The sequence below is a fragment of the Ruegeria marisrubri genome (assembly GCF_001507595.1).
GTDB lineage: Bacteria > Pseudomonadota > Alphaproteobacteria > Rhodobacterales > Rhodobacteraceae > Ruegeria > Ruegeria marisrubri.
In genome coordinates this window covers 149,999-170,296 of sequence record NZ_LQBQ01000037.1, presented here as the reverse complement: position 1 = coordinate 170,296, position 20,298 = coordinate 149,999, and the positions used below count along the sequence as shown (strand labels likewise).

18 protein-coding genes and 2 pseudogenes are annotated in these 20,298 nt (G+C 62.6%); 7 read left to right on the top strand and 13 right to left on the bottom strand.

Annotated elements, in window-relative coordinates:
- The first annotated feature begins 129 nt into the window (after positions 1–129).
- Positions 130–1,047 (top strand): LysR family transcriptional regulator, encoded by a 918-nt coding sequence (locus tag AVO45_RS17380; RefSeq protein WP_068349546.1) that lies wholly within the window; start codon positions 130–132, stop codon positions 1,045–1,047.
- A gap of 78 nt (positions 1,048–1,125) precedes the next feature.
- On the opposite strand, the gene AVO45_RS17375 is transcribed toward AVO45_RS17380, so the two are convergent.
- The gene (locus AVO45_RS17375) at positions 1,126–2,358 is read right to left on the bottom strand and encodes a urate hydroxylase PuuD (protein WP_068349545.1); all 1,233 of its coding nucleotides are present in this window, start codon (positions 2,356–2,358) and stop codon (positions 1,126–1,128) included.
- A gap of 101 nt (positions 2,359–2,459) precedes the next feature.
- Here AVO45_RS17375 and AVO45_RS17370 point away from each other — a divergent pair, with 101 nt between their 5' ends.
- The gene (locus AVO45_RS17370; RefSeq protein WP_068349543.1) at positions 2,460–3,380 is read left to right on the top strand and encodes a LysR family transcriptional regulator; all 921 of its coding nucleotides are present in this window, start codon (positions 2,460–2,462) and stop codon (positions 3,378–3,380) included.
- Between the two features lie 5 nt (positions 3,381–3,385).
- On the opposite strand, the gene uraH is transcribed toward AVO45_RS17370, so the two are convergent.
- Positions 3,386–3,739, bottom strand: a complete 354-nt coding sequence (uraH, locus tag AVO45_RS17365; RefSeq protein WP_068349541.1) for a hydroxyisourate hydrolase — start codon at positions 3,737–3,739, stop codon at positions 3,386–3,388.
- A 145-nt stretch (positions 3,740–3,884) separates the two neighbouring features.
- Between uraH and puuE the strand changes: the two genes are divergently transcribed.
- Genes puuE through AVO45_RS17350 form a run of 3 tightly spaced genes read left to right on the top strand, consistent with a single transcriptional unit; the run spans position 3,885 to position 7,258 of the window.
- Positions 3,885–5,297, top strand: coding sequence for an allantoinase PuuE (puuE, locus tag AVO45_RS17360; protein WP_068349642.1), 1,413 nt, complete (start codon positions 3,885–3,887; stop codon positions 5,295–5,297).
- Positions 5,294–5,779, top strand: coding sequence for an ureidoglycolate lyase (locus AVO45_RS17355; protein WP_068349540.1), 486 nt, complete (start codon positions 5,294–5,296; stop codon positions 5,777–5,779). Before puuE ends, AVO45_RS17355 begins: the two co-directional genes overlap by 4 nt.
- 54 nt (positions 5,780–5,833) lie before the next feature.
- A complete protein-coding gene (locus AVO45_RS17350) occupies positions 5,834–7,258 on the top strand; it encodes a uracil-xanthine permease family protein (protein ID WP_068349539.1) in 1,425 nt (474 codons plus the stop codon).
- Positions 7,259–7,453: 195 nt separating this feature from the next.
- Here the strand turns inward: AVO45_RS17350 and bhcD are convergent, their stop codons facing one another.
- The 4 genes from bhcD to bhcA all read right to left on the bottom strand — a co-directional run bounded on the left by bhcD (position 7,454) and on the right by bhcA (position 11,891).
- On the bottom strand, positions 7,454–8,419 hold the full coding sequence (gene bhcD / locus AVO45_RS17345) for an iminosuccinate reductase BhcD (protein ID WP_068349537.1): 966 nt from the start codon (positions 8,417–8,419) through the stop codon (positions 7,454–7,456).
- 107 nt (positions 8,420–8,526) lie between these two features.
- Positions 8,527–9,690 carry a 3-hydroxy-D-aspartate aldolase BhcC gene (gene bhcC / locus AVO45_RS17340; protein WP_068349535.1) on the bottom strand — a complete coding sequence of 388 codons (1,164 nt, stop codon included), beginning with the start codon at positions 9,688–9,690 and terminating at the stop codon, positions 8,527–8,529.
- Positions 9,691–9,732: 42 nt separating this feature from the next.
- Entirely contained in the window at positions 9,733–10,701 is a 969-nt protein-coding gene (bhcB, locus tag AVO45_RS17335) for a beta-hydroxyaspartate dehydratase BhcB (RefSeq protein WP_068349533.1), read from the bottom strand.
- Complete coding sequence (gene bhcA / locus AVO45_RS17330; RefSeq protein ID WP_068349532.1) at positions 10,701–11,891, bottom strand: L-aspartate--glyoxylate aminotransferase BhcA; 1,191 nt, start codon at positions 11,889–11,891, stop codon at positions 10,701–10,703. The genes bhcB and bhcA overlap by 1 nt, the downstream gene beginning before the upstream one ends.
- 168 nt (positions 11,892–12,059) lie before the next feature.
- Between bhcA and bhcR the strand changes: the two genes are divergently transcribed.
- Entirely contained in the window at positions 12,060–12,908 is an 849-nt protein-coding gene (bhcR, locus tag AVO45_RS17325; protein WP_068349640.1) for an HTH-type transcriptional regulator BhcR, read from the top strand.
- 108 nt (positions 12,909–13,016) lie between these two features.
- Positions 13,017–13,133: pseudogene (locus AVO45_RS19595) on the top strand (IS481 family transposase); the annotation flags it as partial.
- Here AVO45_RS19595 and AVO45_RS17320 read toward each other — a convergent pair.
- The 7 genes and pseudogenes from AVO45_RS17320 to AVO45_RS17290 form a co-directional block, all read right to left on the bottom strand.
- Positions 13,130–13,894: a TIGR02186 family protein gene (locus AVO45_RS17320; RefSeq protein WP_068349531.1), complete on the bottom strand. Its 765-nt coding sequence runs from the start codon at positions 13,892–13,894 to the stop codon at positions 13,130–13,132. The pseudogene AVO45_RS19595 and the gene AVO45_RS17320 overlap by 4 nt on opposite strands.
- A 2-nt stretch (positions 13,895–13,896) precedes the next feature.
- Positions 13,897–14,820: a sulfite exporter TauE/SafE family protein gene (locus tag AVO45_RS17315; RefSeq protein ID WP_068349529.1), complete on the bottom strand. Its 924-nt coding sequence runs from the start codon at positions 14,818–14,820 to the stop codon at positions 13,897–13,899.
- A 217-nt stretch (positions 14,821–15,037) separates the two neighbouring features.
- Positions 15,038–15,364 (bottom strand): annotated as a pseudogene (locus AVO45_RS17310) (sulfite exporter TauE/SafE family protein); the annotation flags it as partial.
- 91 nt (positions 15,365–15,455) lie between these two features.
- Entirely contained in the window at positions 15,456–16,421 is a 966-nt protein-coding gene (locus AVO45_RS17305; protein WP_068349526.1) for an ABC transporter permease, read from the bottom strand.
- Positions 16,421–17,515: an ABC transporter permease gene (locus AVO45_RS17300; protein WP_068349524.1), complete on the bottom strand. Its 1,095-nt coding sequence runs from the start codon at positions 17,513–17,515 to the stop codon at positions 16,421–16,423. The genes AVO45_RS17305 and AVO45_RS17300 overlap by 1 nt, the downstream gene beginning before the upstream one ends.
- A gap of 1 nt (position 17,516) precedes the next feature.
- A complete protein-coding gene (locus AVO45_RS17295; RefSeq protein WP_068349522.1) occupies positions 17,517–19,046 on the bottom strand; it encodes an ABC transporter ATP-binding protein in 1,530 nt (509 codons plus the stop codon).
- A gap of 122 nt (positions 19,047–19,168) precedes the next feature.
- Positions 19,169–20,167, bottom strand: a complete 999-nt coding sequence (locus AVO45_RS17290) for a BMP family lipoprotein (protein WP_068349521.1) — start codon at positions 20,165–20,167, stop codon at positions 19,169–19,171.
- Positions 20,168–20,298 lie beyond the last annotated feature (131 nt).

Genomic DNA, 20,298 nt, shown 5'->3' with positions numbered 1-20,298 from the left:
GCGGGCAATCGAGCGGACCATAGAAGCAGGAATTGAGTCGGAAAATCGCCCAAAACGGCAAAAACTTTCAACGTTTCGTTGAAAAATGCTTCCGCCTGAGTCACGTTCATCGGGTCGGGAGGAGGCCGGATGTCGTATATCGAGAGCCTGCGGGTTTTTGTTCGGGTGATGGAACTGGGCAGCATCACCGCCGGGGGGCGGGACTTGCGCCTGACGCCGGCCGTTGCCAGCAAGCGTTTGAAGGAACTTGAAAATCACCTGGGCGTGCGCCTGTTCAACCGGACCACTCGTTCGATGACACCGACCGAGGTCGGAATCGTTTTCTACGAAGAGGCCAAGGCGGTTCTGCTGGCGCTTGACCATGCCGAGGCGCGCGTCGCCAGCTTTTCCAACGCACCCAGAGGCGCGATCCGCATCACCGCTCCGCTGGGGGTCGGACGCAGAATTGTCGCTCCCTTGGTCCCCGAATTCTCGGACCGCTATCCGGAAACCGAGATCCGAATGCGCTTGTCTGACCGCAAGGTGGACATTCTGGCCGACGGGCTGGATATCGCGTTTTTCGTGGGTGAGCCGGGGGACTCGACGATGAAGCTGCGGAAATTCGCGGATTGCGACCGCGTTCTGTGCGCCTCGCCGGCCTATCTGTCAGCGTTCGGCGTTCCGGAGTCGCCGGACGACTTGCTGCACGGCGACCACAATTGCCTTTTGCTGCGCTACCCGAGGTCGCCGGAATATTTCTGGATCCTGCAAACGGATATGGGCCCACGCAAGCTGGAGGTTCGCGGCAAATACGATGCCGATGACGGGGACGTGCTGACGGACTGGGCGCTGGCGGGCAGGGGGGTGGTCAACAAGCCCCGGTTCGACGTGCGCGAGCATCTTGAATCCGGCCGGCTGGTCGAGGTGCTGCCCCAGACCCCGCCGCTGCCCACGATTTTCGGCTGCCTTTATCCGCACAAAAAGCTGCAGGACCCCAAGGTGCGGCTGTTCATCGAACATGTCGCGCACCACAGCAAACGCTTCTTTTCCGAAACCAGCCGGTCTTGAAACGAGCAGACGGTTCCGGATTGCTCCGGTGGCCCAGCCCGAACGTCTGGTCCAGTTCTCCGGTTGCGGTGGCTGGTGTCAGTTGCCCCGGACTTCGCGGACCCAGGCGATTATCGACTGGCGCGCTTCTTTGTCCATTTGCACCGCGTTCGGCGGCGGCATCGCGTGGCTGATGCCGGCCTGGAGATAGATCTGGTCGGCATGGCGGGCGACATCGCCGGGAGTTTCCAGATAGACGCCCTTGGGTGCCCACAACATGTTGCCCCAGACCGGTTCGCGGGCATGGCACATCGAGCAGTTGCCCAGAACCGTGTCATAGGCCTCCTCGAAGCTGGCGGCTGATGCGTATTTCTCCTCGTAGGGCGTCAGCGGCCGGGCCTCGGCCTCTTCCCAGGTTTCGCTGGTGCCGACCGAGGACAGCCAGGCGATCAGGATCATCAGAAGAACCGTGACGGCCCATGTCCAGTGCGGGCCCTTGCCCGTTGCGTGCTTCGTGTTGAAATAGTGGCGGATGGTCACGCCGGTCAGGAAGATCAGGCTCGAGATGATCCAGGCATGTTCGGTCGCGAAGGCCAGCGGATAGTGGTTCGACAGCATCAGAAACACCACCGGCAACGTCAGATAGTTGTTGTGCGTCGACCGGACCTTGGCGATCTTTCCGTACTTGGCATCCGGCGTGCGCCCCGCCTTGAGATCCGCGACCACGATCCGCTGGTTCGGCATGATCTGAAAGAACACGTTCGCCGTCATGATGGTGGCGGTGAAAGCCCCGAGGTGCAACAGCGCGGCCCGGCCCGTGAAGATCTGATTGTAGCCCCAGGACATGACCACCAGAATCGCGAACAGCAGCAGCATCAGGACGGTCGGATGGTCGCTCAGCCGCGATTTGCACATCTGGTCATAGAGAAGCCAGCCGATGGTCAGCGACCCGCCCGAGATCAGGATGCCCTGCCACAGCGCAAGATCCGCCTTGGTGGGGTCGAGCAGGAACAGCTCGCCTCCGACCCAGTAGATGATCATCAGCAAAGCCGCCCCCGACAGCCAGGTCGTGTAACTCTGCCATTTGTGCCAGGTCAGGTGCTCGGGCATCCGGGCAGGGGCCACAAGGTATTTGACCGTGTGGTAGAACCCGCCGCCATGCACCTCCCATTCCTCGCCATGGGCGCCTTCGGGCAGGGCCGGGTTCGGTTTCAGCATCAGATCGAGGGCGATGAAATAGAACGACGCCCCGATCCACGCCATCGCGGCGATCACATGCAGCCAGCGGACGGAGAAGGCAATCCATTCCCAGATTACGGCCAGGTCATACATGGCTATGCTCCAAAGTTTCGAATGTCCCGGGCACTCTATGCGATCGAGATTTGTTCTGGTATTGATGCGAAAGACCAAGCAGTATCAAAAATTGCAAAAAAATGTCCTACTTCGACAACATCCGCACTTTTGTTCGAGTCTATGAATTGGGCAGCATGTCCGCCGCGGGCCGCGATTTGCGGGTTTCGCCGGCGGTGACCTCGGCGCGAATCTCGCAGTTGGAAGAGCATCTGGGGGTGCGCCTGTTCCAGCGCACGACGCGCAGCCTGACCCCGACCGAGCAGGGGCAATCCTTCTATCGGGGCGCGACGAAAATCCTCGAGGCGGTCGAGAGCGCCGAGGCCCAGATCGTCAACATGACCGAAAACCTGAAAGGCTCGTTGTACGTGGCCGCGCCCTTGGGTGTCGGGCGGCGTCTGATTGCCCCGCAAGTGCCGCAATTCCTGGCCGACTACCCCGAGGTGAATGTCCGCTTGCGGCTGACCGACCGAAAGGTGGATCTGACGACCGAGGGGCTGGATCTTGCTTTCTTCCTTGGGCAGCCAGAAGACAGCAACCTGCGGATTCGCAAGATTGCCGATGTCGATCGGGTGCTGTGCGCCTCGCCTGACTATGTCCGGAAACGGGGCATGCCAGAGACAGGCAACGATCTTGTGGCCGATGCGCATGAATGCCTGAGCCTGCGATTTCCTGGTGCGACCGAATTTCAGTGGCTGTTGAGAACGGAAACAGGGCCAAGACGCTTTCGCGTCTCGGGGCGCTATGAATCGGATGACGGCGACGTCCTGACGGACTGGGCGCTGGCGGGGCACGGGATCGCGTTGAAACCGGTGTTCGAGATCGCCGACCATCTGAAGGCCGGCAGGCTTGTGCCGGTGGCGCAGAAAACGCCCCCGGAACCCATTCAGATGGCCTGCCTGTTCACGCATCGCCGCTGGCAGGATCCCAAGACGCGGCTGTTCATGGAGTTCATGGTCGATCGGATCGGTGCGACCATAAGCGCGACCAACAGGGCGCGCTGACGGTGTCAGCTGCCGCGATAGGTGGAATAGCCGAACGGAGAAAGCAGAAGCGGCACGTGATAGTGCGATCGCTCGGACATGCCGAACCGGATCGGGATCACGTCCAGAAAGCGCGGCGTTTCCGGCGGCGTGCCATTGGCATCAAGGTATGGGCCGGCATGAAATACCAGTTCGTATTCGCCCACCGCAAATTCGGCCTCCGGCAAGATCTGCTCATCGGTCCGGCCGTCGTCATTGGTGACCAGGGTCTTCAGCAGGGTGCGACCAGCGCCCTCTATCCGAAACAGCTCGATCTTCAATCCTTCGGCCGGGCATCCGCGCGCCGTGTCCAGAACATGTGTCGTAAGATATCCGGTCATATGAAACTCTCCTCAGGCTGTGCTTTTTCTACGCGCAATTCCTGTCGGGTGGCAAAGCCGGCCTGTTCGAAGCACCTTTTCATATTTTTTGAAAAACGCTGTGCATTTTATGGTCTATCTCTCGCTCCAGCAGAAGGAAAACCATGTGAAACGATACCCTAGAGACATGACCGGTTATGGCGCGAACGTGCCTGCAGCGAACTGGCCGAATGGGGCGAAGATCGCCGTTCAGATCGTGCTGAACTATGAAGAAGGAGGTGAAAACTGCATTCTGCACGGCGATCCCGCGTCCGAGGCCTTTCTGTCCGAGATCACCGGGGCCGCCCCGTGGCCGGGGCAAAGGCACTGGAACATGGAATCGATCTATGAATACGGCAGCCGCGCCGGGTTCTGGCGGGTGCATCGAATTCTGCGCGATCTGCCGATTACCGTCTACGGCGTCGCCACCGCGCTTGCCCGTGCGCCCGAACAGGTCGCTGCGATGAAGGCTGCCGGGTGGGAAATCGCCAGCCACGGGTTGAAATGGATCGAACACAAGGACATGGGCGAGGCCGAGGAACGCGCCCAGATCCGGGAAGCGATCCGGCTGCATACCGAAGTCACGGGCCAGCGGCCACGCGGATGGTATACCGGCCGCTGTTCGATGAACACCATCGATCTGGTCGCCGCAGAAGGCGATTTTGCCTATGTCGCGGACAGCTATGCCGATGATCTGCCCTATTGGGTCAAGGCGGGCGGCAAGGATCAGCTGATCGTGCCGTACACGATGGATTGCAACGACATGCGCTTTGCGATCCAGGCGGGCTTTACCACCGGTGCGCAGTTCGAAAGCTATCTGAAGGACAGCTTTGACATGCTGTATGCCGAAGGCGAGGCCGGGGCGCCGAAGATGCTCTCGATCGGGTTGCATTGCCGTCTGATCGGGCGGCCCGGCCGCGCAATGGCGCTGAAACGGGCACTGGAGCATTTCGCCAGCCATGACGGTGTCTGGTTCGCCACGCGCGAACAGATCGCGGACCATTGGGCAAGGGAACATCCTCCGGTGAAGCGCCTTGCCCCATCGGAGATGAACAAGGAAAGCTTTGTCGCCGAATTCGGTGGCGTGTTCGAACACAGCCCGTGGATCGCCGAAGGCGCCTTTGACCTGGAGCTTGGCCCGACCCATGACAACGCGGCCGGCATTCACAGCGCGTTGGCGCGGGTGTTTCGCTCGGCCACGACCGAGCAGCGCCTTGGTGTCCTCAACGCGCACCCGGATCTGGCCGGAAAGCTGGCCGCCGCAGGCCGTCTGACCAGGGAAAGCACGGCCGAGCAGGCCGGTGCCGGGCTGGACATGCTGACCGATGAGGAGCGCGCGGAATTCACGGCGCTGAACCAGGCCTATACCTCGAAATTCGGCTTTCCCTTCATCATCGCGGTCAAGGACAACACCAAGGCCAGCATTCTCGAGGCCTTCCACCGCCGCCTGAACAACGACCGGGACACCGAGTTTGCCGAGGCCTGCCGTCAGGTCGAACGGATCGCCGGGTTGCGGCTGATCGAGAAGTTTTCGGCATGAGCCGGACGCTGAAGCTCCGGCCATTGACGGCGCAGGCCTTCGCGCCATTCGGTGACGTCATCGAAGCGGCCGGGGCGGTGGACAAATACATCAACCAGGGCAAATGCGCGCGGTATCACGACCGCGCGCAACTGGATTTCAGCGACGGGCGCGCGGGGATCAGCGTGTTCCAGTCGCAAGCCTTCAACCTGCCCATCACACTGGACATGGTCGAACGTCACCCGGATGGCAGCCAGGCCTTCCTGCCGCTGTCTGACAAGCCGTTCGTGGTGGTGGTGGCGCCCGACATCGACGGCACGCCGGGCCAGCCCCTCGCCTTCAAGACCGCGCCGGGTCAGGGGGTGAACTATCACCGCAACACCTGGCATGGCGTGCTGACGCCGCTTTTTGCGCCGGGACTGTTCGCCGTTGTCGACCGTATCGGAAGCGGCCCCAACCTCGAGGAACACTGGTTCCAGGAGGCGTACACGATCACAGATTAGCGCAACCGCCGGAGGAGGAGCCGGCTTGCGCATCACCAGGGAGGGAAAGACCCAATGTCAGATGCAACTATCGGTACCCCGGAACAGCTCCGGGATCCGAATTACTCGCCGCCGATCCTCAAGGCGGTTCCACTGGGCATTCAGCATGTGCTGGCGATGTTCGTGTCCAATGTCACGCCGGCCATCATCGTCTGCGGTGCAGCCGGGTTCGGGTTCGGATCGAACAGCCCTGATTTTCCGCAGATGATCTACATGATCCAGATGTCGATGTTTTTTGCCGGCGTCGCGACTCTGTTCCAGTCGGTCGGGGTCGGCCCCGTCGGCGCCCGATTGCCGATCGTGCAGGGCACATCCTTTGCGTTCATTCCGATCATGATCCCGCTGGTGGCGGGCAAAGGGGTCGATGCAATCGCCGTGCTGATGGGGGGCATCGTCGTCGGCGGCCTGTTCCACGCCTTCCTCGGCCTGTTCATCGGCCGCATCCGGTTCGCGCTGCCGCCGCTGGTCACCGGGCTGGTGGTCACGATGATCGGCCTGGCGCTGGTCAAGGTCGGCATTCAATACGCGGCCGGAGGCGTGCCCGCGATCGGCACCGAGGAATACGGATCGGGGCTGAACTGGTTCATGGCCGGAACCGTGATCGTCGTGACGCTGGGTCTGAAATTCTTTGCCCGCGGCATGTTGTCGGTTTCGGCGGTTCTGATCGGTCTTCTGGTCGGGTATGCCGTGGCCTTTGCACTTGGCCAGGTGAATCTGGGCAATGTCGGCCGCGCCGCGTCCTTCGCTCTGCCCAATCCGCTGCATTTCGGGCTGGAATTCTCGGTGGCTGCGATCGTCGGCTTCTGCGCGATGTCCTTCGTCTCGGCGGTGGAAACCGTGGGCGACGTTTCGGGGATCACCAAGGGCGGCGCCGGGCGCGAGGCCACCGACAAGGAAATCCAGGGCGCGACATTCGCCGACGGTATCGGCACCGCCATCTCGGGGCTGTTTGGCGCGCTGCCGAACACCTCGTTCAGCCAGAATGTCGGCCTGATCGCCATGACCGGGGTCATGAGCCGCATGGTCGTCACCATCGGCGCGATTTTCCTGATCCTGTGCGGGCTGATCCCGAAGATCGGCGCGATCATCTCGTCGATCCCGATCGAGGTTCTGGGCGGCGGCGTCATCGTGATGTTCGGGATGGTGGTTGCCGCTGGCATCTCGATGCTGTCCGACGTGAACTGGAACCGCCGCAATATGGTGATCTTCGCGATCTCGCTGAGCTTGGGCCTTGGCCTGCAGCTTGAGCCCGACGCACTGCAATACCTGCCTGGAACGCTCAAGGTTCTGGCCACATCCGGGATTCTGCCGGCGGCGGTCATCGCGATCGTGTTGAACCTGCTGCTGCCCGAGGAACTGTCGGACGAGGCCACCGAAGAGGTCTCGGGCGGTCTGGCCGGCCATGGCCGCGGGTCACTTGGCAACGACGATCACGTGTGATCGATCGGGACAACACGCCCGGCGCACAGCCGGGCCAACACCAAGGCGGCGCAGGTGACTGCGCCGCTTTTTTTTGGTCGCCAGGCGGTTGCCACTGGCCATGAAAAACCCCGCTCGATGAGCGGGGCAGAAGTGGACACGGAGGCGACGTGCCCCGCTGCGACCCCGGCACGGGCCGGTCGCAGCGGTCCATGTTCAGAAATCGACCTCGATCGCGATGCCCTTGCGCACCGCAAGCTCGACCACCGAAGCGGCCACCGCAAGATCCTGAAGCCCGACACCGGTTCCGTCGAACAGGGTGATCTGGTCATCCGACGACCGGCCCGGATGGGTGCCGTTGATCACCGCGCCCAGCTGCGCCACGTCGCTTTCCTTGATCAGCCCCTCGGCCACCGCGTGCTGGGCTTCTCCGATGGTGACGGACTGCGCCACCTCGTCGGTGAACACGCCGGCCCCGGCCAGCAGTGCCGATTCGACCTCCTGCTTGCCCTTGGTGTCGGTCCCCATGCAGGCGACATGGGTCCCGGCACTCACATGATCTGCCATCAGCGACGGTGCGAAGGCGGATGTGATCGAGATGATCACATCCGCTTGCCGCATCCCGTCCAGTGGGACAGCCTCGAACGGAATGCCGGCTTCGGCGGCGACCTTCTCGATATTCGGCAGCATCTCGGGGTGATAATTCCAGCCGATGACCTTCTCGAAGTTGCGCTGTTCCAGCGCTGCCCGGAGCTGAAAGGCCGCCTGGTGGCCCGCGCCGATCATGCCGAGAATCTTGGCGTCGGTGCGCGCAAGATGCTTGATCGACACCGAAGATGCCGCCGCCGTGCGCAAGGCGGTCAGCAGGTTGCCCCCGACCATTGCCGTGGGCCTGCCGGTGTCTGGATCGAACAGGAAGACGGTTGACTGATGGTTGATCAACCCGTGCTTTTCCAGGTTGTTCGGCCAATAGCCGCCCGCCTTCAGACCCAGCGTCAGCCCGGCCCGGTCGAACCCTCCCTTGAAGCCGTAAAGCGCATCCTCGTGACCGATGGCCTCGCGCACGACGGGGAAGTTGTAGGCATCGCCTGATGCCATGGACGCAAAGACCTGTTCGACGGCATCAAAGGCCGCTTCGCGGGTCATCAGATCGGCGATCTCGCGTTCGGGAACAATCAACATGGGTTTCTCCACTGGATATTTGTGCGCCCGCGCGACGGTGCCGGAAAGCGCATGTCACACGGGCGGCTGTCCGGCGCATCCGGCCGGACCGTGCTGTTTGATATTGCTCAGTAGGCGCGGCCGCGGGCGGATACCGGCCAGACGCATTCGACCTTGCCGTTGCGGACGCCGACATACCAGTCGTGCACATTCGCGGTCGGGTCGCAGTGGCCCGGCACCAGCCTCAGCTTGTCATTGACCTTCAGCACGCCCTTCGGGTCCATGACGACGCCGTGCTCGTCCGAGCATTTGACGTATTCCACATCGTCGCGGCCAAAAACGACCGGCAGGCCGCTGTCCACCGATTGCGCCTTGAGGCCCGCATCCACGATCGCCTTGTCCGGCTTTGCATGGCTCATGACGCTGGTCAGAATGAAAAAGGCGTTTTCCCATTCGCCCTGATCGATCCGGTTGCCGTCCTTGTCGAGGATCCGGCCATAGTCGGCATCCATGAAGGCGTAGGAGCCACACTGAAGCTCGTTGTACACGCCCGAGTTCGACTCGAAATAGTAAGAGCCGGTTCCGCCGCCCGAGACCAGCTCGCAGGTGATGCCCACGGCCTTCAGGCCGTCAACGGCGTCTTTCACCATCGCGATGGCGATATCCAGCTTTTCCTTGCGCGCCTCGTAGCTGTCGAGGTGCTGCATCGCGCCCTGATAGGCCTGAATGCCGGCGAATTTCAGGTTCGGCGCCGCTTCCACGGCCTTGGCGATCTCGACCACCTCGGGCGTGGTGGTGACGCCGCAGCGCCCTGCGCCGCAGTCGATTTCGACGAAGACTTCGATTTGCGTGCCGTGTTTGACGGCGGCGGCGGACAGTTCGGCCACGTTGTCGAGATCATCGACACAGACGATGATGCGGCTGCCCAGCTTGGGCAGACGGGCCAGACGGTCGATCTTGGCCGGATCCCGCACTTGGTTCGAGACCAGGACGTCCCTGATGCCGCCCCGGACGAAAACCTCGGCCTCGGACACTTTCTGACAGCAGACGCCGACGGCGCCGCCCAGCCTTTCCTGCAGTTTTGCCACATCCACCGATTTGTGCATCTTGCCGTGTACCCGGTGCCGCATGTCATGCGCCTTGGCATAATCGCCCATCTTCCGGATGTTGCGTTCGAGCGCATCCAGATCCAGCACAAGGCAGGGGGTCTGGATGTCCGCTTCGTCCATGCCGGGCTTGGCCGGGATGTCGAAGCCCACTTCGAATGCGTCGAGATTGGTCATGTCTTTCATGTCCGTTTCCTGTGTCGGGTTGCGTTTCAATTGTGCCAGGGGTCAGGCAGCCAGCCAGGGCAGTCTGTCCAGATCGACATTGCCCCCGGTGATGATCACGCCGACGCGTTTGCCCCGAAAGGCGTCGGGATTTTTCAGCACCGTCGCCAGCGGCACCGCCGAGGACGGCTCCATCACCACGCGCAGGTGTTTCCAGGTCAGTTTCATCGCGTCGACAATCTCCTGCTCGGTCGCGGTGTAGATCTCCGAGACATGGTTGGACACGAAGTGCCAGGTCAGTTCCTTCAGCGGCACCAGCAGCCCATCCGCGATGGTCTTGGGCGCGTCGTCGGCGATGATGTGACCGGCCTTGAAGCTGCGATAGGCGTCGTCGGCCTGTTCCGGTTCGGCCGCGATGATCCGGGTTTCCGGGGCCAGGGTCGACAGGGTCAGGCAGGTGCCCGACACCATGCCCCCGCCGCCGATGGGCGCGACGACCATATCCAGCCCGTCGGTCTGTTCCATGAACTCGCGCGCGCAGGTGCCTTGTCCGGCGATCACCCGAGGGTCGTTGTAGGGATGGACAAAATCTCCGCCCGTGGCCGCCTGGACCTCGGCAAAGGTCGCCTCGCGCGACGAGGTCGACGGTTCACATTCGGTGATCTTGCCGCCATAGCGACGCACGGTGTCCTTCTTGGCCTGCGGTGCGGTGCGCGGCATGACGACATTGCAGGGGATGCCCCGCTTCATTGCTGCATATGACAGGCACGAGGCATGATTGCCCGAGGAATGGGTCGCGACGCCTTTTCTGGCCTGTTCATCGTCCAGGCCGAACACCGCATTTGCAGCGCCGCGCACCTTGAACGCGCCCGGTTCCTGAAAGTTCTCGCATTTGAAGAACAGTTGCGCCCCGGTCAGTTCGTTGAGGTAATCCGACGTCCGGATCGGGGTTCGGCGGATATGAGGCGCGATCCGGTCGTGGGCCGCCAGCATGTCGTCGTAGGTCGGGATGTACATGGTGCAATCCTTCATCAGGCAGCGTCCTTGTGTGCTTCGGCCGGGTGCCCGCGGTAATAGTCCTGTGCGGCGGCCACACCCGAGCCGAGTTTGATGTCCAGCCCCAGATCCGCCATGCACATCTCGGCGGTGGCGATGCCGGACAGGGCCATCACATCCGTCAGGCTTCCCAGATGCCCGATGCGGAACACCTTGCCCGCGACCTCGCCGAGCCCCACACCGAAGGCCACGCCGTATTTCTCGGCCGCATGGGTGACGATGTCGGTCGCGTTGAAACCCTCGGGCGTGCGGATCGCGCTGACCGTGTCGGAATAGACCGACGGGTCCACCGCACATAGGTCGAGGCCCCAGGCGCGCACCGCTGCGCGCACACCCTCGGCAATGCGGTGATGCCGGGCAAAGACGTTCTCCAGACCTTCGCGCAGCAGCAGGTCGCAAGCCTGGTTGAGTCCGTTCAGCAACCCGACGGCGGGGGTATAGGGATAGGCATTGCTGGCATATCCCTTGGCCATGTCGTGCACGTCAAAGAAGGTGCGCGGCAGTGTCCCGGTCCTTGTCGCGTCCATCGCCTTCCGGCTGAACCCGACAATGGCCAGGCCCGCCGGCAGCATGAAGCCTTTCTGCGACCCGGTGACGGCCACGTCCACGCCCCATTCATCGAACCGGAAATCCATGGATGCGATCGAGGACACGCCATCCACGAACAGCATGGCCGGATGACCGGCAGCATCCAATGCGCGGCGCACGGCGGCGATGTCCGATTTCACGCCGGTCGCGGTTTCGTTGTGGGTGGCCAGCACCGCCCTGATCTCGTGGGCCGTGTCTGCCGCCAGAATCTCGGCATAGCGGTCGGCCGGCAGCCCTTCGCCCCAGGCGGTTTCGACGATATCGACCTTCAGCCCGTGCCGCTGACACATGTCGATCCAGCGATGGCTGAACATGCCGTTGCGGGCCGCCAGAACCGTGTCGCCGGCCGACAGGGTGTTGGTCAGCGCGGTTTCCCAGCCCCCGGTCCCCGTGGAGGGGAAGATGAAAATCTCGGCGCTGTCGCTTTTGAGCACCTTCCGGACTCCTTCGCGGGCCGGGTGCAGAATCTGCCCGAACAACGGCGAGCGATGGTCGATGGTCGGCATGTCGCAGGCTTTGCGGAGGCTTTCCGGAATGTTGGTCGGGCCCGGGATGAAAACGGGATTCTGAAAGCTCATGGATGGTCTCCTTGCGTCGTTGGCCCCACAATATCGGGCGGCCCGACGCGGCGAAACTTTTTTGAAATCGCATTTCAAAAAGCCCAGAGCGTGATTTCTTTACTGTTGGCAATATGTTAAATTTTTCATATGGTGAATTAGTTTTTCACTAACGGTTGGATGGTTTTTATGGAATCGCAAGAAAATCGCTCTGGATCTGTCCGGAGAGCCCGGGGCCGGCCGCGCGGGTGGGACGACAAGACGGCCCAGAACACGATCAAATCGCTGGATCGGGCAATGGAAGTGTTCGAACACCTGAGTGAAGCCCAGGGAAAGACATTGAGCACGATTTCCGCGGAAACCGGGCAGGCGCCGGCCACGGTTTACCGCATTCTCGTGACGCTCGAGGGCAGGGGGCTTGTCGAATTCGACCACAAGGAACAGATCTGGCATATCGGGCCGCAAGCCTTCGTGATCGGATCCCGGTTCCTTCGGCGCACCAGCCTTGTGGACCGGGCCCGGCCGATCCTGCGCAAGCTTATGGAGGTCACCGGCGAGACCGCCAACCTGGGAGTCGAGAAGGAAGGCGCGGTGCTGTTCCTGAGCCAGGTGGAGACACATGCCAGCATCCGGGCCTTCTTTCCGCCCGGCACCCTGTCGCCGATGCATGCGTCGGGCATCGGCAAGGCACTGCTGGCGTATATGGACACCGAGCGGCTTGACAGGGTGCTGGCAAGCGCCGAACTGCAAGCTTTCACGGAACGCTCCATTACAGCGCCCGACGCGTTGAGGGCGGACCTCGCCCGGATCCGGGCGCGGGGCTATTCGGTGGACAACGAAGAAAAGAACGCAGGCATGCGCTGCATCGCGGCCCCGGTTTTTGACGCCACCCGCGAGGCCGTTGCCGGGATCTCGGTTTCCGGCCCGACCAGCCGGGTCAGCGAGTCTGAGATCGACCGGCTGAGCCGCCCGGTCATCGAGGCAGCGCAGCGGTTGACGCAGGCCATCGGCGGAACGTTCAACGATCCCCGGACTTGAGGCGCCCCCGCTGCACAGAGGCAGAAGATCCCGGCTGCAGTGGTGGCGTGCGCCGGTTCAGATCCTTACGCAGCAGACCCCGAAATTTTCTAGGACCGCCCGCTTGCCAGGCATGAGGCCCTCAGCGGCCTCACGCTTTACGAATACATCTGCAAGGTCTGGACATCAGAACCAGACAGATTCATCGTCGATCCGATCCGCCAGGTGCCGGGACTGAACACCTAGCTGTTCCTGAGCAGGCGGAAGGCCGTCGATGCGCCCCATCCGGCCGCGATCGCGATGGCCAGCGACATGAGACCGTAAACGATCGGTTGCTGCCGCGACATGGTGTACAGGATGCGCTCCAGCCCGACCTTGCGCACGTGGATGGTGGTTTCGGTGAACGAAACCACCTGCCCCCCCCGCGTAAGGAAGATACGGGTGCTGTATTCCCCTTCGGTCAGATCGGCGGGCATATCGATCGATGTCCGAAACAGGGTTTGCTCGTCCACGGCCACCGTGTTTTCGCGGATCGAGTAGAGCCCGTTGTCGGTGCGAATGCGCACGACGGCATCGGCAAAATCCTGTGCGCTGCGTATGTGCATCGCGGCGCCGACGGACCGGATGGCCCGCTCGATCGAAATGCGATACCTCAGGTCCTCGGTATCCGAGATCACGTCGTGGAAAGGCCCGCTTGTTGCAACCGCATAGAAGCTCGGGGCGGAATCCACCAGAACGCTGTCAGTGTTCACCCAGATGCCGAACTTCTTTTCCTTGCGGCGCACCATGACCGGTTCCGATGGGCCCGAGACCGCAACGATGACCTGCAAAGGTTCTCCTGGCGGGATTGGTGTTTCCCGTTTGATGGCGCCGAACACCAGGATGTTCGACCCGTCGAAATTGGCCGTGATTGCCACGCGATCCTGGCTGAGTCCCAGGACGACCGTCTCTTCCTCGGCGAAAGCGGGCAGGGCGAACAGGACGAGGGCAAGCAGAAAACGCAGCAAGGTCAGTGCCCTCCCAGTTCGCCAAGCGAATACAACTCGGTCGGCTGGAGCAGCAGGTCGGCCGCCAGCTTGCCGCAAACGACCAGCACCAACAGCGCCAGCAGAATCCGCAATTGTTCGGCCTTCATGCGGGCGCCGATCACCGTTCCGAACTGCGCCCCGACGACCCCCCCGACAAGCAGCAGCACGGCGAGCACGACATCGACGGTGAAGTTGGTCGTTGCGTGCAGCATGGTGGTGAACGCCGTCACGAAAATGATCTGGAACAGCGACGTGCCCACCACGACCTTGGTCGGCATACCCAGCAGGTAGATCATCGCGGGCACCATGATGAACCCGCCACCAACGCCCATGATGGCGGACAGAACGCCCACGCTGAGGCCCACGAGCAGCGGCGGTATCACCGAGATGTAGAGGCCGGAGGTGCGGAAGCGCATCTTGAACGGCAAGGCGTGTATCCAGCCACGCTGGCGCCTCTTGGCTGGCGGCGACCCACCCGCCTTGCGCGATCTTCGGATGGCATTGAGGCTTTCGACGAACATCAGCCCGCCGATGACGCCCAGAAAAACGACGTAGCAGAGTTTGACGAGCAGATCGACTTGCCCGAGGCTCTTGAGATAGTTGAAAACGACCACCCCCAACGCGGCCCCGGTCAGGCCGCCCACCAGCAAGACTGCCCCCATTTTCAGATCCACCGTCCTTCGCCGGAAATGCGCCAGCACGCCGGAGAAAGAAGAGGCGACGATCTGATTGGCCTCGGTCGCCACCGCCACCGCCGGCGGGATGCCGATGAAAAACAGCAAGGGCGTCATGAGGAAACCACCGCCGACACCGAACATGCCCGACAGGACACCGACCAGGCCACCCAGCCCCAGCAAAAGGAAGGCGTTGACGGAAACTTCGGCAATGGGGAGGTAGATGTGCATGTTTTTTTCTAGTCTGGCCAGATCACGCCTTGCAACAGGACAAAAATGCTCAGGCGGCGACCCTTGGTGGTGAAAGGGTTCGTTCCGGTTCTTGGTTTCACCAGGCTGGGTGCCTCGGAACGCATGATCAGTGTCCCTCCGGTTCGGAAAGATTTAAAAGATCGACGGGCTGCTGCAGCAACTCGAAAGCAATCTTTGCGGAAACAGCCAGAACCAGCAGGGATAGCAGGATTCTAAGCTGCTCTGCTTTCAGGCGAGCTCCGATTTGGGTGCCAAGTTGAGCGCCAAGCACGCCGCCCATCCGCAGGTCAACCGTTCTTTTCTTGAAATGCGCCAGGACACCCGAGAAAGACGAAGCGACCACCTGATTGGCCGATGTGGCGACGGCCACCGCCGGGGGAATGCCGATCAGAAACAGCAGCGGCGTGATCAGAAAGCCTCCGCCCACGCCGAACATGCCGGACAGCACGCCAACCAAGGCTCCGATGCCCAGAAGGACAAAGGGGCTCACCGAAACTTCAGCGATTGGGAGGTAGACGTGCATGTTCATCTTAGAGCCGCTTTGACATGCAAAATCAACAAAGCAGGCGGCCCTGCAGCGAACAGGACCGCCATTTTTCAGCGAACTGGCTCTATCAGCGTTCCTTCACATAGGGTTCGCCGCCGGCCTTGGGCGGGATCGCCTTGCCCACGAACCCGGCCAGGATCACCACGGTCAGGATGTAGGGAAGCGCATCCATGGCCTGCACCGGGATCACAACCCCGCCCAGGTCGATGTTCTGGAACCGCAGCGCGACGGCTTGCAGCAGGCCGAACAGCAGACAAGCCCACATGGCGTGCCAGGGGCGCCACTTGGCAAAGATCAGGGCCGCCAGCGCGATGAAGCCACGCCCCGCGGTCATGTCCTTTACGAACCCGGCCTGCAGGGCCGTTGCCAGATAGGCGCCGGCGATGCCGCAGAGCACGCCGCAGATGGCCACCGCAGCATAGCGCAGGCCCACGACCGAAACCCCCGCCGTATCGACCGCGGCGGGGTTTTCGCCCACCGCCCGCAGGCGCAGGCCAAAACGGGTGCGATAGAGAACCCACCAGGTCGCCGGAACCGCCAGGAAGGCGATGTAGACCAGCACCGAATGCCCCGAGAGCAGCTCGGAATAGATCGGGCCGACGACGGGAACGCCGCTCAGCGCCTCGGCGAAGGGCCAGTCGATGGGTTCGAACCGCGCGCCACCGAAGAGCGACGGAGTTCGCCCGCCCTGCTGGAACCAGTCCTGCGCGATCAGAACGGTCATGCCGGCGGCCAAAAAGTTGATCGCCACGCCCGAGATCAGCTGGTTGCCCCGGAAGGTGATCGAGGCCAGCCCGTGCAGTCCCGCCAGCAGCAGAGAGGACGCGATCCCGGCCAACAGCCCGAGCCAGACGGACCCGGTGACAGCTGCGACGGCGGCCGAGAAAAAGGCCGACATCAGCATCTTGCCTTCCAGCCCGATGTCGAAGATGCCCGCGCGCTCGGAATAGAGGCCCGCAAGGCAGGCCAGCAGCAGTGGTGTCGCCAGACGGATGGTCGAGTCGAAGATCTGGATGAGTGTCAGGAAATCCATCAGGCCGACCCTTTCCGCAGGCTGAGGAAGAGCTTTTCAAGCGGCATCCGCACCATGTTATCCAGCGCCCCGGTGAACAGGATCACCAGCGCCTGAATGACCACGATCAGCTCGCGCGGGATCGACGTCCACAGCGCCAACTCGGCGCCGCCCTGATAGAGGAACCCGAACAGGAGCGCCGCCAGGAACACGCCGAACGGGTGCGAGCGGCCCATCAGGGCCACGGCGATCCCGATGAAGCCTGCGCCCTCGGTCGAGTTCAGCACCAGCCGTTCGGCCTCGCCCATGACGTTGTTGATCGCCATCAGGCCCGCCAGCGCGCCCGAGATCAGCATGGTGACGATGGTGATCCGAACCGGCGAGATGCCGGCGTAGAGCGCGCCGGTTTCCGAATGTCCATAGGCTCGGATCTCGTATCCCAGACGGGTGCGCCAGATCAGCGCCCAGACCACGAAACAGGCCAGAATGGCCACCAGGAAGGACACGTTGGCCGGTGCGGCCTTGGAAAAGCTGATGCCGATCGGCGCCAGAAGCTCGTGCAGCGTGGGCAGATGCACCGCCTCGGGGAAGCGCTCGGTCGCCGGGTCCATCGAGCCTTCGGGGCGCATCACGTTGACCAGCATGTAGTTCAGGAAAGCCGCGGCGATGAAGTTGAACATGATCGTGGTGATCACGATATGGCTGCCGCGCTTGGCCTGCAGATAGGCCGGAATCGCCGCCCAGGCCGCGCCGAACACCATCGCGGCCGCCATGGCGGCCAGCAGGGCGATGCTCCAATGCGGCCATGGGACATAGAGACAGACCATGGCCACGCCCAAGCCGCCCAGCATCGCCTGGCCTTCGCCGCCGATGTTGAACAGCCGCGCGTGAAAGGCCACCGCGACCGCCAGGCCCGTGAACACGAAATTGGTGGCGTAATACAGTGTATAGCCCCAGCCATAGGTCGAGCCGAGCGCACCCGACACCATCAGCTTGACGGCGGCAACCGGGTCTTCTCCGATACCGAGGATCACCAGCGCCGACAGGATCGCCGCAAGGATCAGGCTGATCAGCGGGATCAGCACCACATCGGCCCATTTGGGCATTTTATCCATGTTACGCGGCCTCCCCCGCAACACCGGCCATCAGCAGGCCCAGTTCTCTTTCATCCGTTTCATGGGGCAGACGTTCGCCCATGATATGACCATCGAACATCACGGCGATCCGGTCGGAGAGCGAGAAGATCTCCTCAAGCTCCACCGAGACCAGCAGGATCGCCTTGCCCTGATCGCGCAGGGCGACGATCTGCTTGTGAATGAATTCGATCGCTCCGATATCGACACCGCGCGTCGGCTGACCCACCAGCAGCAGGTCCGGGTTGCGCTCGATCTCGCGTGCCACGACGATCTTTTGCTGGTTGCCGCCCGAGAAGTTCTTGGCCGCCAACCAGGCATCGGCGGGGCGGACGTCGAATTTCTCGATCTTGCGTTCGGTATCGGCGCGCAGGGCGGCGTTGTCCATGAAGATCCCGCGCTGGTAAGCCGGGTCGCGGTGATAGCCGAAAGCGACGTTTTCCCAGGCATGGAACTCCATGATCAGGCCCTCGCGCTGCCGGTCCTCGGGCACATGGGCGATATGCCTCGCCCGCCGGGCCTGCCCGTCCGCGCCGGGGCCGCTCAGCGGCAGGGACTCACCGTTCAGCCGGATCGAGCCAGTGGCAGGGCGCATCCCGCCCAGCACCTCGAGCAGTTCCGACTGTCCATTCCCGGCGACGCCGGCGATGCCGACGATTTCCCCGGCCCGCACCGTCAGGTCGATACCCTTCACACGCTCGACGCCCGCCTCGTCGGTCACCCGCAGGTTCTCGATCTCGAGGATCGGCTTGCCCGGCTTTGCCGGTGCCTTGTCCACCCGCAGCAGCACCTTGCGACCCACCATCAGCTCGGCCAGTTGCTCGGGGCTGGTTTCCGAGGTCTTGACGGTCGCGGTCATCTCGCCACGGCGCATCACCGAAACCGTATCGGTGGCCTCCATGATCTCGCGCAGCTTGTGGGTGATCAGGATGATCGTCTTGCCCTCTTCCTTCAGGCGGTGAAGGATGCGGAACAGCTGATCCGCCTCGGCCGGGGTCAGCACGCCGGTCGGCTCGTCCAGGATCAGGATCTCGGCCTTGCGGTAGAGCGCCTTGAGGATCTCGACCCGCTGCTGCATGCCGACGCCGATCTCGTCGATGCGCTTGTCGGGATCGACGAAGAGTTCATACTCTTCCTCGAGGTCCTCCAGTTCCTTGCGCGCCTTGGCCAGCGACGGCGCAAGCAGGCCCCCGTCCTCGGCGCCCAGCACGATGTTTTCCAGAACCGTGAAATTCTCGACCAGCTTGAAGTGCTGGAACACCATGCCGATGCCGGCGGCGATGGCCGCCTGGCTGTCGGGGATCTCGGTCTTTTCGCCGTTGATCCAGATCTCTCCGGCGTCGGCCTTGTAGAAGCCGTAGAGAATGCTCATCAGCGTGGACTTGCCCGCGCCGTTCTCGCCGATGATCCCGTGGATCGTACCGGGCGCGACGCTGATGGAAATGTTCTTGTTTGCCTGAACCGGTCCAAAGGATTTCGAGATCCCTTTGAGCTCGATAGCGGGGACGGTCATGTCTTGTCCTCAGGGCAGAAGGGCCGCCCCTCCGATTTGGGTGTCCCTTGCGGGAAATGCCTATTGGTCATCGGAGAGCGGCACAATGGGTGCGGGACGGGGATGCCCCGTCCCGCGCAACATCAGAATTGCAGCGCCGGGCAGCTGTCGTTTTCGTAATAGCTTACGACTTCCAGCTCTCCGTCGATGATCTTCTGGCGGGCCTCGTCCACCGCGGCTTTCATTTCATCGGTGATCAGAGGCGCGTTGTGCTCGTCCAGAGCGTAACCTACGCCGTCTTCGGCCAGGCCAAGGGTGAACACGCCGGTCTCCAGGTTCTCACCGGCCTTCATCGCGTCATACACGGCCACGTCCACGCGCTTGAGCATCGAGGTCAGAACCTTGCCCGGATGCAGGTGGTTCTGGTTGCTGTCCACGCCGATCGACAGGATGCCTTCGTCCGCCGCGGTCTGCAGAACACCCACGCCGGTGCCGCCGGCTGCCGCATAGATCACGTCAGCGCCCTGGCTGATCTGCGCCTTGGTCAGTTCCGACCCCTTCACCGGGTCGTTCCACGCGGCCGGGGTGGTGCCGGTCATGTTGGCGACGATCTTGATGTCGGGGTTCACGGCCTTGGCACCCTGCGCGTAACCGCAGCCAAAGTGGCGAATCAGCGGGATGTCCATGCCGCCGATGAAGCCGACTGTGCCGGTTTTCGAGGCCATCGCCGCCAGCATGCCGACCAGATACGAGCCTTCGTGCTCGGCAAAGCCGATCTGGCGGACGTTCGGTGCGTCCAGCCAGGTGACGTCAACCGCGACGAACTTGGTGTCGGGATAGTCGGGGGCCACTGCGCTCAGCGGATCGGCCATGGCGAAACCCATGGTGATGACCGGGTTTGCGCCAGCCTCGGCAAAGCGGCGCAGGGCCTGTTCGCGCTGGGCTTCGGACTGAAGCTCGATCTCGCGATAGGTTCCGCCGGTTTCGTTGGCCCAGCGCTGCGCGCCGTTGTGGGCGGCCTCGTTGAACGATTTGTCGAACTTGCCGCCCAGATCGAAGATCAGGGCCGGCTCGGCGAGCGCCGCACCCGCAGTCAGCGCAAGGGCCGCCGCAGCACTCATCATGGATTTCATCAAGGTCATTTTGTACTCCCGTTGGTTTTATCGTTCCGGGGCGCAGTTGTGCCCCAAAGCCCCACCCAAAGCGAGCAGAACTGCCGTCATGCTGGCAATTAAGGCCGTTTGCAGGATCGACGGTCAACCGCTTTTTGACC

Excerpts from the sequence above, each read along its gene's own strand:
- AVO45_RS17380 (WP_068349546.1), top strand. The coding sequence starts at position 130 with ATGTCGTATATCGAGAGCCTGCGGGTTTTTGTTCGGGTGATGGAACTG.
- AVO45_RS17375 (WP_068349545.1), bottom strand. The coding sequence starts at position 2,358 with ATGTATGACCTGGCCGTAATCTGGGAATGGATTGCCTTCTCCGTCCGC.
- AVO45_RS17370 (WP_068349543.1), top strand. The coding sequence starts at position 2,460 with ATGTCCTACTTCGACAACATCCGCACTTTTGTTCGAGTCTATGAATTG.
- uraH (WP_068349541.1), bottom strand. The coding sequence starts at position 3,739 with ATGACCGGATATCTTACGACACATGTTCTGGACACGGCGCGCGGATGC.
- AVO45_RS17355 (WP_068349540.1), top strand. The coding sequence starts at position 5,294 with ATGAGCCGGACGCTGAAGCTCCGGCCATTGACGGCGCAGGCCTTCGCG.
- AVO45_RS17350 (WP_068349539.1), top strand. The coding sequence starts at position 5,834 with ATGTCAGATGCAACTATCGGTACCCCGGAACAGCTCCGGGATCCGAAT.
- bhcD (WP_068349537.1), bottom strand. The coding sequence starts at position 8,419 with ATGTTGATTGTTCCCGAACGCGAGATCGCCGATCTGATGACCCGCGAA.
- bhcC (WP_068349535.1), bottom strand. The coding sequence starts at position 9,690 with ATGAAAGACATGACCAATCTCGACGCATTCGAAGTGGGCTTCGACATC.
- bhcB (WP_068349533.1), bottom strand. The coding sequence starts at position 10,701 with ATGAAGGATTGCACCATGTACATCCCGACCTACGACGACATGCTGGCG.
- bhcA (WP_068349532.1), bottom strand. The coding sequence starts at position 11,891 with ATGAGCTTTCAGAATCCCGTTTTCATCCCGGGCCCGACCAACATTCCG.
- bhcR (WP_068349640.1), top strand. The coding sequence starts at position 12,060 with ATGGAATCGCAAGAAAATCGCTCTGGATCTGTCCGGAGAGCCCGGGGC.
- AVO45_RS17315 (WP_068349529.1), bottom strand. The coding sequence starts at position 14,820 with ATGCACATCTACCTCCCCATTGCCGAAGTTTCCGTCAACGCCTTCCTT.
- AVO45_RS17305 (WP_068349526.1), bottom strand. The coding sequence starts at position 16,421 with ATGGATTTCCTGACACTCATCCAGATCTTCGACTCGACCATCCGTCTG.
- AVO45_RS17300 (WP_068349524.1), bottom strand. The coding sequence starts at position 17,515 with ATGGATAAAATGCCCAAATGGGCCGATGTGGTGCTGATCCCGCTGATC.
- AVO45_RS17295 (WP_068349522.1), bottom strand. The coding sequence starts at position 19,046 with ATGACCGTCCCCGCTATCGAGCTCAAAGGGATCTCGAAATCCTTTGGA.
- AVO45_RS17290 (WP_068349521.1), bottom strand. The coding sequence starts at position 20,167 with ATGACCTTGATGAAATCCATGATGAGTGCTGCGGCGGCCCTTGCGCTG.